This window comes from Burkholderia arboris, from assembly GCF_038723655.1.
GTDB lineage: Bacteria > Pseudomonadota > Gammaproteobacteria > Burkholderiales > Burkholderiaceae > Burkholderia > Burkholderia arboris.
Window position 1 is genome coordinate 3,570,276 of sequence record NZ_CP109821.1, and the last position, 12,641, is coordinate 3,582,916.

12 protein-coding genes are annotated in these 12,641 nt (G+C 67.0%); 8 read left to right on the forward strand and 4 right to left on the reverse strand.

Annotated elements, in window-relative coordinates:
* The first annotated feature begins 127 nt into the window (after window positions 1–127).
* From argB to OHZ10_RS16790, 7 genes are all read left to right on the forward strand, one after another.
* On the forward strand, window positions 128–1,027 hold the full coding sequence (argB, locus tag OHZ10_RS16760) for an acetylglutamate kinase (RefSeq protein ID WP_006490510.1): 900 nt from the start codon (window positions 128–130) through the stop codon (window positions 1,025–1,027).
* Window positions 1,024–1,815, forward strand: coding sequence for a pyrimidine 5'-nucleotidase (locus OHZ10_RS16765; protein ID WP_059232923.1), 792 nt, complete (start codon window positions 1,024–1,026; stop codon window positions 1,813–1,815). Before argB ends, OHZ10_RS16765 begins: the two co-directional genes overlap by 4 nt.
* The gene (gene slmA, locus OHZ10_RS16770) at window positions 1,782–2,450 is read left to right on the forward strand and encodes a nucleoid occlusion factor SlmA (RefSeq protein ID WP_174994148.1); all 669 of its coding nucleotides are present in this window, start codon (window positions 1,782–1,784) and stop codon (window positions 2,448–2,450) included. The genes OHZ10_RS16765 and slmA overlap by 34 nt, the downstream gene beginning before the upstream one ends.
* 270 nt (window positions 2,451–2,720) lie before the next feature.
* On the forward strand, window positions 2,721–3,866 hold the full coding sequence (metX, locus tag OHZ10_RS16775) for a homoserine O-succinyltransferase MetX (protein WP_059232921.1): 1,146 nt from the start codon (window positions 2,721–2,723) through the stop codon (window positions 3,864–3,866).
* Window positions 3,863–4,471, forward strand: coding sequence for a methionine biosynthesis protein MetW (metW, locus tag OHZ10_RS16780; protein WP_059232920.1), 609 nt, complete (start codon window positions 3,863–3,865; stop codon window positions 4,469–4,471). The genes metX and metW overlap by 4 nt, the downstream gene beginning before the upstream one ends.
* 119 nt (window positions 4,472–4,590) lie before the next feature.
* Window positions 4,591–6,012, forward strand: coding sequence for an AmpG family muropeptide MFS transporter (locus tag OHZ10_RS16785; RefSeq protein WP_174994147.1), 1,422 nt, complete (start codon window positions 4,591–4,593; stop codon window positions 6,010–6,012).
* The gene (locus OHZ10_RS16790; RefSeq protein WP_256085356.1) at window positions 6,002–7,054 is read left to right on the forward strand and encodes a M48 family metallopeptidase; all 1,053 of its coding nucleotides are present in this window, start codon (window positions 6,002–6,004) and stop codon (window positions 7,052–7,054) included. Before OHZ10_RS16785 ends, OHZ10_RS16790 begins: the two co-directional genes overlap by 11 nt.
* Window positions 7,055–7,077: 23 nt before the next feature.
* Here the strand turns inward: OHZ10_RS16790 and OHZ10_RS16795 are convergent, their stop codons facing one another.
* Complete coding sequence (locus tag OHZ10_RS16795) at window positions 7,078–8,022, reverse strand: AraC family transcriptional regulator (protein ID WP_059232917.1); 945 nt, start codon at window positions 8,020–8,022, stop codon at window positions 7,078–7,080.
* A gap of 227 nt (window positions 8,023–8,249) precedes the next feature.
* On the opposite strand from OHZ10_RS16795, the gene OHZ10_RS16800 reads away from it, so the two are divergent.
* Window positions 8,250–9,302 carry an NAD(P)-dependent alcohol dehydrogenase gene (locus OHZ10_RS16800; protein ID WP_256085357.1) on the forward strand — a complete coding sequence of 351 codons (1,053 nt, stop codon included), beginning with the start codon at window positions 8,250–8,252 and terminating at the stop codon, window positions 9,300–9,302.
* 87 nt (window positions 9,303–9,389) lie between these two features.
* On the opposite strand, the gene OHZ10_RS16805 is transcribed toward OHZ10_RS16800, so the two are convergent.
* The 3 genes from OHZ10_RS16805 to gatB form a co-directional block, all read right to left on the reverse strand.
* Window positions 9,390–10,163, reverse strand: a complete 774-nt coding sequence (locus OHZ10_RS16805) for an exodeoxyribonuclease III (RefSeq protein ID WP_174994145.1) — start codon at window positions 10,161–10,163, stop codon at window positions 9,390–9,392.
* Between the two features lie 41 nt (window positions 10,164–10,204).
* Complete coding sequence (locus tag OHZ10_RS16810; protein WP_256085358.1) at window positions 10,205–11,044, reverse strand: PPK2 family polyphosphate kinase; 840 nt, start codon at window positions 11,042–11,044, stop codon at window positions 10,205–10,207.
* Between the two features lie 118 nt (window positions 11,045–11,162).
* Window positions 11,163–12,638 carry an Asp-tRNA(Asn)/Glu-tRNA(Gln) amidotransferase subunit GatB gene (gatB, locus tag OHZ10_RS16815; RefSeq protein ID WP_059232913.1) on the reverse strand — a complete coding sequence of 492 codons (1,476 nt, stop codon included), beginning with the start codon at window positions 12,636–12,638 and terminating at the stop codon, window positions 11,163–11,165.
* Window positions 12,639–12,641: the final 3 nt, after the last annotated feature.

Genomic DNA, 12,641 nt, shown 5'->3' on the forward strand with positions numbered 1-12,641 from the left:
CGGGCCGCCGCGCGCCGTGCCCGCCTCGCGCCGCCGGTGTTCCGGCCCGCCCAAAAACCCGATGCTGCGCTGCGCCACTCCTGTACAATTCGCCGTGTTTCAACTGTTCCCAGCCAGAGCCGCCGCCATGTCCGAGCCCATCGACCTCTCGCAGATCGCCCCCACGCTGAAAGCAGAAATCCTCGCCGAGGCGCTGCCGTACATCCGTCGTTACCACGGCAAGACCGTGGTCATCAAATACGGCGGCAACGCGATGACGGAAGAGCGGCTCAAGCAGGGCTTCGCGCGCGACGTGATCCTGCTGAAACTGGTCGGCATCAACCCGGTGATCGTCCACGGCGGCGGTCCGCAGATCGATCACGCGCTGAAGAAGATCGGCAAGGCCGGCACCTTCATCCAGGGCATGCGCGTCACCGACGAAGAGACGATGGAAGTCGTCGAGTGGGTGCTGGGCGGCGAAGTGCAGCAAGACATCGTGATGCTGATCAACCACTTCGGCGGCCACGCGGTGGGCCTGACGGGCAAGGACGGCGGCCTGATCCACGCACGCAAGCTGCTGATGCCGGACCGCGACAACCCGGGCCAGTACATCGACATCGGCCAGGTCGGCGAAGTCGAGGCGATCAACCCGGCGGTCGTGAAGGCGCTGCAGGACGACGCGTTCATCCCGGTGATCTCGCCGATCGGCTTCGGCGAAGACGGCCTCTCGTACAACATCAATGCGGACCTCGTCGCGGGCAAGCTCGCGACCGTGCTGAACGCCGAGAAGCTGCTGATGATGACCAACATCCCGGGCGTGATGGACAAGGACGGCAACCTGCTGACCGACCTGTCGGCGCGCGAGATCGACGCGCTGTTCGAGGACGGCACGATCTCCGGCGGCATGCTGCCGAAGATCTCGTCGGCACTCGACGCCGCGAAGAGCGGCGTGAAGTCGGTGCACATCGTCGACGGCCGGATCGAGCATTCGGTGCTGCTGGAAATCCTGACCGAGCAACCGTTCGGCACGATGATCCGCTCGCATTGAGCGCGCGCCGCCAGCCAGTCAGCCCCGACCTGCCGGCCCCGCTGCGGCGCCGGCGCATCTCGCGCAGCCGGCCGCGCGCCGGCGCGCCCGTCTGGCTGTTCGACCTCGACAACACGCTGCACCACGCATCGCACGCGATCTTTCCCGAGATCAACCGTGCGATGACGCAATACATCATCGATACGCTGCAGGTCGAGCGAGCCGAAGCCGACCGCCTGCGCAACGACTACACCGAGCGCTACGGCGCCGCGCTGCTCGGCCTCACGCGCCACCATCCGATCGACCCGCACGACTTCCTGCGCGTGGTCCACACGTTTTCCGACCTGCCCGCGATGATCCGCGCCGAGCGCGGCCTCGCGCGCATCGTCGCCGCGCTGCCGGGCCGCAAGCTGATCCTGACCAACGCGCCGGAGAACTATGCGCGCGCGGTGCTGCGCGAGCTGCGCATCGAGCGGCTGTTCGAGCGCGTGATCGCGATCGAGCACATGCGCGACCGCCGCACGTGGCGCGCGAAGCCCGATCACACGATGCTGCGCCGGACGCTGCGCGCCGCCCATGCGCGCCTGTCCGACGCGATTCTCGTCGAAGATACGCGCGGCCACCTGAAGCGCTACAAGCGTCTCGGCATCGGCACGGTATGGATCACCGGCCACCTGCCGGGCCATCTGCCGGTTACCGGGCGTCCCCACTATGTCGACCAGCGCATTCGTTCGTTAAAATCGCTCCGACTGGGCACACGATCGGGGCGACAAAAATGCAGCCGACTTACCCGCAGGACCAAGCCGTAACGGACGATCAGGCATCACCCACCCGCACCCGTACGCGCCCGAAGCCGGGCGAGCGTCGCGTGCACATCCTGCAGACGCTCGCAACGATGCTCGAGGCGCCGAAGCGCGAGAAGATCACGACGGCATCGCTGGCGGCGCGGCTCGACGTGTCCGAAGCCGCGCTGTACCGCCATTTCCCCAGCAAGGCGAAGATGTACGAAGGGCTGATCGAGTTCATCGAGCAGTCGCTGTTCGGCCTCGTCAACCAGATCGTCGAGAAGGAACCGAACGGCGTGCTGCAGGCCCGCACGATCGCGCTGACGATGCTCAGTTTCGCCGCGAAGAACCCCGGGATGACGCGCGTGCTGACCGGAGAGGCGCTGGTCGGCGAGGACGAGCGGCTGACCGAGCGCGTGAACCAGCTGCTCGACCGCATCGAAGCCACCGTCAAGCAGTGCCTGCGGGTCGCGCGCACGGAGGCGAATGCGCCCGGCGGCGCCGCGCCGTTCGCGCTGCCGGCCGATTACGACCCGGCCGCGCGGGCGAGCCTGCTCGTCAGCTACGTGATCGGCCGCTGGCACCGCTTCGCGAAAGGCGGATTCCAGAAACCGCCCGGCGAGCAGGCCGATGCGCATCTGCGGCTGATCCTGCAGTGAGGGGACGCTGACGGCACGCCGCGCCACCCGCGCCGGAATCCGCCTCCCGCAAATTCCGCTATACTTTGCCGACTTGCCGCCCCTCGGGTGGCAGGTCGGAAGCGCGCCGATTTGCTGACTCGATTGCGGGCGCGCGAACCGGCCGGGGCGTTGATGGTGTCTTTGTCCCGGCGGTTCACTACAAATGCGGCTAAAGAGGTCGTCAGCCGCGCACCTCCGACTCCGCGCATCGCCGACACCATTTAGCTGCCCAGTCATAAGGCGGAACGAATGGAATCGATCGGCATCGTCGCTCCACAGACCATGCACTTCGCCGAACCGCTGCGCTTGCAAAGCGGCAGCGTGATCGGCAACTATCAGCTCGTCGTCGAGACGTACGGCGAACTCAACGCCGCGCGCTCGAACGCGGTGCTCGTCTGCCACGCGCTCAACGCGTCGCACCACGTCGCCGGCGTCTACGCGGACGATCCGCGCAGCACCGGCTGGTGGGACAACATGGTCGGGCCGGGCAAGCCGCTCGACACCAACCGCTTCTTCGTGATCGGCGTGAACAACCTCGGCTCGTGTTTCGGCTCGACCGGCCCGATGAGCGTCGATCCGTCGACCGGCAAGCCATACGGTGCGCGCTATCCGGTCGTCACCGTCGAGGACTGGGTCCACGCGCAGGCGCGGGTTGCCGACGCGTTCGGCATCGAGCGCTTCGCCGCGGTGATGGGCGGCAGCCTCGGCGGCATGCAGGCGCTCGCGTGGAGCCTGATGTATCCGGAGCGCGTCGCGCACTGCATCGACATCGCGTCGACGCCGAAGCTGTCCGCGCAGAACATCGCGTTCAACGAAGTCGCGCGCTCGGCGATCCTGTCCGATCCCGATTTCCACGGCGGCGACTACTACGCGCACGGCGTGAAACCGAAACGCGGCCTGCGCGTCGCGCGGATGATCGGCCACATCACGTACCTGTCCGACGACGACATGGCCGAGAAATTCGGCCGCGCGCTGCGCCGCGCCGACGGCGCGCTCGACGCGTACAACTTCAGCTTCGACGTGGAATTCGAGGTCGAGTCGTACCTGCGCTATCAGGGCGACAAGTTCGCCGACTACTTCGACGCGAACACCTACCTGCTGATCACGCGCGCGCTCGACTACTTCGACCCGGCGAAGGCGTTCGACGGCAACCTGACGGCCGCGCTCGCGCACACGCAGGCGAAGTACCTGATCGCGAGCTTCTCGACCGACTGGCGCTTCGCGCCCGCACGTTCGCGCGAAATCGTGAAGGCGCTGCTCGACAACAAGCGCACGGTCACCTACGCGGAAATCGACGCGCCGCACGGCCACGACGCGTTCCTGCTCGACGACGCGCGCTATCACAACCTGATCCGCGCGTATTACGAACGAATCGCCAACGAGGTGGGTGCATGAACCAGCAAGCGCTGAATTCCCTGTCCGCGCGCGCGGACTTCCGCACGATCGCCCGCTGGGTCGAGCCGCGCTCGACCGTTCTCGACCTCGGCTGCGGCGACGGCTCGCTGTTGTCGCTGCTGATGGAAGAACTGGACGTCACCGGTTACGGGATCGAACTGAACGACGCGGGCGTGCTCGCGAGCACGAAGAACGGCATCAACGTGATCCAGCAGAACCTCGAGGACGGCCTGCGCCTGTTCGAGGACCACAGCTTCGACATCGCGATCCTGTCGCAAACGCTGCAGACGATCCACCAGACGGCCGCGATCCTGCGCGAAACGGCGCGCGTCGGCCGCGAATGCATCGTGTCGTTCCCGAACTTCGGTTACTGGTCGCACCGCCTGTCGGTGCTGCACGGCCGGATGCCCGTGTCGAAATCGCTGCCGTACCAGTGGCACAACACGCCGAACGTGCGGGTGCTGACGATCAAGGATTTCGAGGCGCTCGCGCCCGAAGTCGGCGTCACGATCCTCGATCGCGTCGTGCTGCACGAAGGCCAGCCGATTCGATGGGGAGCGAACTGGCGTGGTAGTCTTGCTGTCTACCGCGTCAAGCGCAGCTGAGCCAGGGGGCCGTTGACGGACGCCGACGGCCCGCACGCTCGTGCGGCCGCGCTTCTGTGCCACCCGCGCCGCCGCCTGCGCCGCCGCCGCAATCAGTCAACGCTACCCAGTTCCAGTCCATGTCGAAAACGCCACACGAGGCGCCCGCACTCACCGCTCACGAGGAGCACCCCGGCTGGCGAGCCTATCTGAACACGCACATGCTGATCTGCGTGTTCCTCGGCTTCACGTCAGGTCTGCCCCTCTTCACGCTCGTCTACCTCGTGCAGGCATGGCTGCGCTCCGAGGGCGTGAACCTGAAGGAAATCGGCCTGTTCGCGCTGATCCAGTTCCCGTATACGTGGAAGTTCCTGTGGGCGCCGCTGATGGACCGCTACATCCCGCGCCTGCCCGGCTGGCGGCCGGGCCGCCGGCGCGGCTGGATGCTGCTCACGCAGGTGCTGGTCGCGGGTGCGATCGCCGCGCTCGGCTTCGTGTCGCCGCGCGACTCGATCTGGACGGTGGCCGCGCTCACGACGCTCGTCGCGTTCTTCGGCGCGAGCTCCGACATCGTGATCGACGCGTACCGCCGCGAGCTGCTGCGCGATACCGAGCAGGGCCTCGGCAACGCGGTGCACGTGAACGCATACAAGCTCGCCGCGCTGATTCCCGGCTCGCTGGCGTTGATCCTGTCCGACCACATGCCGTGGGACGCCGTGTTCGCACTCACCGGCGCGTTCATGCTGCCGGGCATCCTGATGACGCTGCTCGTGCGCGAGCCGGAAGTGGTCGGCGTGCCGCCGCGCAACCTGCGCGACGCGATCGTGCTGCCGTTCCGCGAATTCATCCAGCGCGACGGCTGGGCCGGCGCGCTGCTCGTGATCGCGTTCATCTTCCTGTTCAAGATCGGCGACACGATGGCGACCACGCTGTCGACGTCGTTCTTCCTCGACATCGGCTTCACGCGCACCGAAATCGGCATCGTCGCGAAAACCACCGCGCTCGTCGCGAGCGTCGCCGGCGGCATCATCGGCGGCATCTGGCTCGTGAAGATCGGCATCGGCCGCGGGCTGTGGATCTTCGGCGCGCTGCAGATGGTGTCGACGCTCGGCTTCGCGTGGCTCGCGCAGCTCGGCCCCGGCTCGCCGGCGCTCGCGATGCTCTACGACTTCACCGTCTCGACGAGCCACGCGATCGCATCGGCACTGTCGGTGTTCGGCATCGCCGTCACGCCGCAATTCAGCCCGATGACGGTCGCGCTCGCAATCGTCTACGGTTTCGAAACCTTCACGACGGGCCTGACGATGGCCGCGTTCGTCGCGTATATCGCGAGCACGACCGACCCGCGCTACACGGCCACGCAGTTCGCGCTGTTCACGAGCCTCGCGTCGGTGCCGCGCACGCTCGCGTCGGCTGCGAGCGGTTTCGTCGTCGCGAAGATCGGCTGGTTCGACTACTTCATCGTGTGTACCGCGCTCGCGATTCCCGGCATGCTGCTGCTGTTCAAGATCGCGCCGTGGAACGGTACCGCACGCAACGGCGAGGCCAGCCGTGCGCAGTGACCGCCTGCACCGCGTCGCGCGCGTTGCGGCCTCGTTGAGCATCGGCGCCGCGGCACTCGCCGCGACGTTCGCGCACGCGTCCGACACCGCTGCGCCTGGCGCGGGCACCACGCCGGCTGCCGCACCCGCCACGCCAACCGCGCCCGCAACGTCCACCGCACCCGTCGCGCCGTCCGCCGCCGAAGCCGCGCAGCCGACCGGCGCCGCGGTGCCGGCAAAGGCCTATACGCCGACGCCGCAGCAGGTGCGCTACGGCAACGCGATCGCGTTCCGTACGCTGATCCCGTCGCCGCTGCTCGAACAGCTCACCGCGAACGAATACGCGCAGATCGTGCAGGCCGCCGCCGACAGCAACCGGCTGCTGCCCGCGAACCAGCCGCGCGTGAAGCGCCTGCGCGCGATCGTCGCGAAGCTCGCGCCGTATTCGGTGAAGTGGAACGATCGCGTGAAGAGCTGGAACTGGGACGTCAACGCGATCCGCTCGCGCGACATCCGCCTGACCTGCCTGCCGGGCGGCAAGGTGCTCGTGTACGGCGGCATGCTCGACCGCGTCCGCCTGAACGACGACGAGCTCGGCGTGCTGCTCGCGCACGGCATCGCGCATGCGCTGCGCGAACACGCGCGCAGCAACTTCAGCACGGCCTCGCAGACGTCGCTGCGCGCCGCCGCGCTGCCGCCGCTGTTTGGCGTCGGCGATCCGCTGCCGCAGGCGCTGAACCTCGGCGAGCGCCTGCAGGCGCTCCACTACGACCCGACCGACGAGACCGAAGCCGACGTGATCGGCGGCGACATCGCCGCCCGCGCGGGCTTCGATCCGCGCGCCGCGATCACGCTGTGGGACAAGCTCGCGGTTGCGACGCGCGCGAACAAGGCCACCGGCTTCATCTACACGCACCCGTACAGCACCGCGCGGCGCCAGGACCTGCTGAACCGGCTGCCGGACCTGATGCCGCTGTACGCGAAGGCGACCGGCAAGCGCGTCGACACGCTGCCCGACTACGCCGGCATCAGCGCGCAGCGGCGCAAGGTCGTGCGGCGCTGAGCGCCGCCGCGTGACATCGAACGCTAAGCGTCCACCGCGGCCGCGATCGGACGAACGCCGCTTTCGCGCATCCAGCGCACCTCGTCACCGGGGCTGCGGCCGAACAGCCGCTTGAATTCGCGACTGAACTGCGACGCGCTCGCATAGCCGACGCGCGCGGCCGCCGTACCGGCGCCCACCCCGTCCTGCACCATCATCAACCGCGCCTGGTGCAGCCGCGCGGCCTTCACGTACTGCATCGGCGACGTCGCCGTCACGTGCTTGAACTGCGCATGGAACACCGCGAGGCTCATCCCGGCCTCGCGCGCGAGCGTCTCGACATCGAGGTCGGCCTTCAGTTCCGCATGGATACGCCGCAACGCCTTCGCGATGCGGCCGAAGTGATGCTGCTGCACGAGCGCCGCGCGCATCGCGTCGCCCTGCTCGCCCGTCAGCACGCGATACGCGATCTCGCGCATGATCGCGGGCCCCAGCACGCGCGTGTCGTGTGGCGACGCGAGCGCTTCGAGCAGCCGCACGACCGCGTCGGCCAGCGGCGCGTCGAGCGGCGTTGAATAGACGCCGAGCGGTTCGCTGGCGGCGGCGCCGAGCGTCTCGTCCAGCAGGATCGCGAGCTCGGCGATCACCGCGAGGTCGACGCGGATCGAGATCGCGAGAAACGGCTCGTCCATGCTCGCGAACGTCTCGCACTCGAATGGCAGCGGCACCGACAACACCAGGTACTGCTGCGCGTCGTACACGAACGAGCGATCGCCCAGATAGCCGAGCTTGCGCCCCTGGCACACGACGATGATGCTCGGCTCGTACAGCACCGGCATGCGCGGCGCGGGACGGGTCACGCGGATGAAGCGCACGCCGTCGAGCGCCGCGAGCGTGTCGCCATCGTTCGGCGCGAGGCGCGTGTGCAGCTCGATCATGCGGCGCTGCACGCGGTCGCCCGCGTCGGCCAAAAGGGGCTGGAAGCTCATCGGCGTGGTCCTGTCCGGCAAGAGAATCTGGCTCGCAATGTAGCACCTTGAATGCGTTTTGACGGCTGTTAGCGTGCAGTTCAAGAGGAATAGGCAAATCTTCCAGACCTTCGTGTATTTCGCCGCGGCGTCGCGCTCCTTACGATGACGTCCTGCCTCGCCGCATCGCCACATGATGCGACGGCAGTCTGTTTCGCCGGATCCGTTCCGGACAAGGAGCCCACCGCATGAGCACTACCTATGCCTACGCGGCGACCGATTCGCAGTCGCCGCTCGCCCCGTTCGAATTCCAGCGTCGCGCGCTGCGCGACCTCGACGTCCAGATCGACGTCCTCTACTGCGGCGTCTGCCACTCGGACCTGCACCAGGCGCGCAACGAATGGCGCAACACGATCTACCCGGTCGTGCCGGGCCATGAAATCGTCGGCCGCGTGACCGCGACCGGCGCGCAGGTCTCGCGCTTCAAGGTCGGCGAGCTGGTCGGCGTCGGCTGCCTCGTCGATTCGTGCCGCACCTGCCCGAGCTGCGCCGACGGCCTCGAGCAATACTGCGAGAACGGCTTCGTCGGCACCTACAACGGCCAGGACCGCGTGACGGGCGACGTCACGTTCGGCGGCTATTCGACGCAGCTCGTCGTCGACGAGGCGTTCGTGCTGCGCGTGCCCGAGACGCTCGACCCGGCCGGCGCCGCGCCGCTCCTGTGCGCGGGGATCACGACCTACTCGCCGTTGCGGCAGTGGAACGTCGGCCCCGGCAAGAAGGTCGGCATCGTCGGGCTCGGCGGCCTCGGCCACATGGGCGTGAAGCTGGCGCGCGCGATGGGGGCGCACGTCGTGCTGTTCACGACGTCGCCGTCGAAGATCGAGGACGGCAAGCGCGTCGGCGCGCACGAAGTCGTGATCTCGAAGGACGAAGCGCAGATGAACGCGCACCTGAACAGCTTCGACTTCATCCTGAACACGGTCGCCGCGCAGCACGACCTGAACCCGTTCCTGCACCTGCTGAAGCGCGACGGCACGATGACGCTCGTCGGCGCGCCGGAGCACGATCACCCGTCGCCGCAGGTGTTCAACCTGATCTTCAAGCGCCGCCGCCTCGCGGGCTCGCTGATCGGCGGGATCGCGGAAACGCAGGAAATGCTCGACTTCTGCGCGGAGCACGGGATCACGTCGGATATCGAAACGATTCCGATGCAGCAGATCAACGCCGCTTACGAGCGGATGCTGAAGAGCGACGTGAAGTACCGGTTCGTGATCGACATGGCGTCGCTCAGGCAGTAAGCGCCGCGTCAAACGAAACGGGCCGCATGTCCGACATGCGGCCCGTTTTGCATTCGGCGGCTGCGCGACGCGGCGCAGCGCCGGCGATCACTTCTTGTAGTCGTAGTCGATCGTCAGCGGCGCATGGTCGCTGAACTTGATGTCCTTGAAGATCGACGTGCTTTTCGCGGTGCCGGCCACGCCCGGCGTCGCGATCTGGTAATCGATCCGCCACCCGACGTTCTTCGCGTACGCCTGGCCGCGGTTGCTCCACCACGTGTACTGCTCGGCGCGCGGGTCGAGCGTGCGGAATACGTCGACGTAGCCGACATCGTCGAACAGCTTCGTGAGCCACTCGCGCTCTTCCGGCAGGCAGCCCGAGTTCTTCTGGTTGCTCTTCCAGTTCTTGATGTCGATTTCCTTGTGGACGATGTTCACGTCGCCGCACAGGATCACTTCGCGCTTCTTCTTCAGCGCGGCGAGGTGCGGCATGAATTCGTCCATGAAGCGGTACTTCGCCTGCTGGCGCTCTTCGCCGCTCGAGCCGGACGGCACGTACACCGACACGACCGACAGCTTGCCGTAGCGCGCCTCGACGTAGCGCCCTTCGGTATCGAATTCGCTGCTGCCGAAGCCGATGATCACGTCATCGGGCTCGCGGCGGCTGTACACGCCCGCGCCGCTGTAGCCCTTCTTCTCGGCGTGGTGGAAATAGCTCTTGAAGCCGTGCGGCTCGACGAATTCGGCCGGCAGGTCGTCGGCCGATACCTTGATTTCCTGCACGCACACGCAATCGGCGTTCTGTTCGCCGAGCCATTCGAAGAAGCCCTTCTTCGCGGCGGAGCGGATGCCGTTCAGGTTGGCGGTAATCACTCGCATCATGTCGGGTTCCGTTCAGTTCGATGTTTTTACAGGGTGGCAGCTTAACGGATCTTCACGCCTTCGAGCTCGGGCTTCGGCGGCGGGAATTCCAGCTTCATGTCGGTCATCGCGCGCAGCAGCAGCTCGGCGATCATCACGTTGCGGTGCGTCTTCGAATCCGCCGGGATCACGTACCACGGCGCATGCTCGGCCGACGTCGCGGCAAGCGCGTCGCGGTACGCGGACTGGTACGCCTCCCAGTGCTTGCGCGCGTCGAGGTCGGAGATGTCGAACTTCCAGTGCTTGGCCGGATCGTCGATGCGCGCCTGCAGCCGCTCGCGCTGCTCGTCCTTCGAGATGTGCAGGAAACACTTGATGATCGTCGTGCCGTTCTCGAACAGCATCGTCTCGAAATCGCGGATCTGCCGGTAGCGGCGCTCGCACTCCTTGCTGTCGATCGCATCGAGCACGCGCGGCACGAGCACGTCTTCGTAGTGGCTGCGGTTGAAGATCGCGAGCTCGCCCGCGGCCGGCACCTGCGCATGCACGCGCCACAGGAAGTCGTGCGCGGCCTCGATCGGCGTCGGCGCCTTGAACGGCACGATGCGCAGGCCGAGCGGGTCGACATCGCGGAACACCGCGCGCACGGTGCCGTCCTTGCCGCTGGTGTCCATCCCCTGCAGCACGAGCAGCACGCGCTTCTTCTGTTGCGTGTGCAGGCGCTCCTGCTGCGTGTCGAGCTCGGTCGACACGGCCGACAGGCGTTCGCGGTCGGCGTCCTTCGAGCCGGACGAAAACGGCTTCGCGCCCGGGTCGAACGCATCGAGCTTGAATGCGGCGGCTTCCTTCTCGCGCGTGCTGTAGGGCACGCGGAAATCGTCGAGCGACGGTTGTTTCGCCATTCGTTCCTCCGTTGGACGGTGTGATGCATACGATAACGCATCCACCAAACGCAACGGGCCGCCCCGAACTGGTTCGGAGCGGCCCGTCGTCAAGCGCGGTTCAGGCGCGCGGTCATGCTCAGCCGAGCTTCTTCTTCAGCAGTTCGTTGACCTGCTGCGGATTGGCCTTGCCCTTCGTCGCCTTCATCGCCTGGCCGATCAGCGCGTTGAACGCCTTTTCCTTGCCTGCGCGGAATTCCTCGACCGACTTCGCGTTCGCCGCGAGCACTTCGTCGATGATCGCTTCCAGCGCGCCGGTGTCGGAGATCTGCTTCAGCCCCTTCGCGTCGATGATCCGGTCGGCCGCGCCTTCGTCGGTCGCCTTCTCGTCCCAGATCGCCGCGAAGATTTCCTTCGCGATCTTGTTCGAGATCGTGCCGTCGGCGATGCGCTGCAGCAGCAGCGCGAGCTGCGCGGCCGACACGGGGATCGCGTCGATCTCGATGCCGTCACGGTTCAGCTGCGACGACACGTCGCCCATCAGCCAGTTCGCGACGATCTTCGCGTTCGCCGCGCCGGCCTTCGCGACCACCGCCTCGAAGTAAGCGGCCATCGCCTTGCTCGTGGTCAGCACGCCCGCGTCGTACGCAGACACGCCGTACTCGTCGACGAAGCGCTGCTGGATCGCGGCCGGCAGTTCGGGCATGCCCGATTGCACGCGCTCGACCCAGTCCTGGCCGATCACGAGCGGCATCAGGTCGGGGTCGGGGAAGTAGCGGTAGTCGTGCGCGTCTTCCTTGCTGCGCATCGAACGCGTCTCTCGCTTGTCCGGATCGTAGAGGCGCGTTTCCTGCACGACTTCGCCGCCGTCCTCGATCAGCTCGATCTGGCGACGGACTTCGAAGTTGATCGCCTCCTCGAGGAACCGGAACGAGTTCAGGTTCTTGATTTCCGCGCGCGTGCCGAACTTCTCCTGGCCGACCGGGCGCACCGACACGTTCGCGTCGCAGCGGAACGAGCCTTCCTGCATGTTGCCGTCGCAGATGCCGAGCCACACGACGAGCCCGTGCAGCGCCTTCGCGTAGGCGACGGCCTCGGCCGCGCTGCGCATTTCCGGCTCGGTGACGATCTCGAGCAGCGGCGTGCCCGCACGGTTCAGGTCGATCCCCGTCGCGCCCGCGAAGTCTTCATGCAGCGACTTGCCCGCATCTTCCTCGAGGTGCGCGCGGGTCAGGTTGACCGTCTTCTCGTACGCGGCCTTGCCGGCCTTTTCGTTGGCGGGCACCTGGATCGTGATCTGGCCGCCCTGCACGACCGGAATCTCGTACTGGCTGATCTGATAGCCCTTCGGCAGATCGGGGTAGAAGTAATTCTTGCGCGCGAAGATGCTGCGCGGCGCGATGGTCGAGCCGATCGCGAGGCCGAAGCGGATCGCCCGCTCGACCGCGCCGCGGTTCAGCACCGGCAGCACGCCCGGCAGCGCCAGGTCGACCGGGCAGGCCTGCGTGTTCGGCTCGGCGCCGAACTGCGTCGACGCGCCCGAGAAAATCTTCGAGACGGTCGACAGTTGCGCGTGCGTCTCGAGACCGATAACGACTTCCCATTGAGTAGCCATATG

Bases quoted from the DNA above. Each gene is read 5' to 3' on its own strand.
- argB (WP_006490510.1), top strand. From the start codon at position 128: ATGTCCGAGCCCATCGACCTCTCGCAGATCGCCCCCACGCTGAAAGCA.
- slmA (WP_174994148.1), top strand. From the start codon at position 1,782: ATGCAGCCGACTTACCCGCAGGACCAAGCCGTAACGGACGATCAGGCA.
- metX (WP_059232921.1), top strand. From the start codon at position 2,721: ATGGAATCGATCGGCATCGTCGCTCCACAGACCATGCACTTCGCCGAA.
- metW (WP_059232920.1), top strand. From the start codon at position 3,863: ATGAACCAGCAAGCGCTGAATTCCCTGTCCGCGCGCGCGGACTTCCGC.
- OHZ10_RS16785 (WP_174994147.1), top strand. From the start codon at position 4,591: ATGTCGAAAACGCCACACGAGGCGCCCGCACTCACCGCTCACGAGGAG.
- OHZ10_RS16795 (WP_059232917.1), bottom strand. From the start codon at position 8,022: ATGAGCTTCCAGCCCCTTTTGGCCGACGCGGGCGACCGCGTGCAGCGC.
- OHZ10_RS16800 (WP_256085357.1), top strand. From the start codon at position 8,250: ATGAGCACTACCTATGCCTACGCGGCGACCGATTCGCAGTCGCCGCTC.
- OHZ10_RS16805 (WP_174994145.1), bottom strand. From the start codon at position 10,163: ATGATGCGAGTGATTACCGCCAACCTGAACGGCATCCGCTCCGCCGCG.
- OHZ10_RS16810 (WP_256085358.1), bottom strand. From the start codon at position 11,044: ATGGCGAAACAACCGTCGCTCGACGATTTCCGCGTGCCCTACAGCACG.
- gatB (WP_059232913.1), bottom strand. From the start codon at position 12,638: ATGGCTACTCAATGGGAAGTCGTTATCGGTCTCGAGACGCACGCGCAA.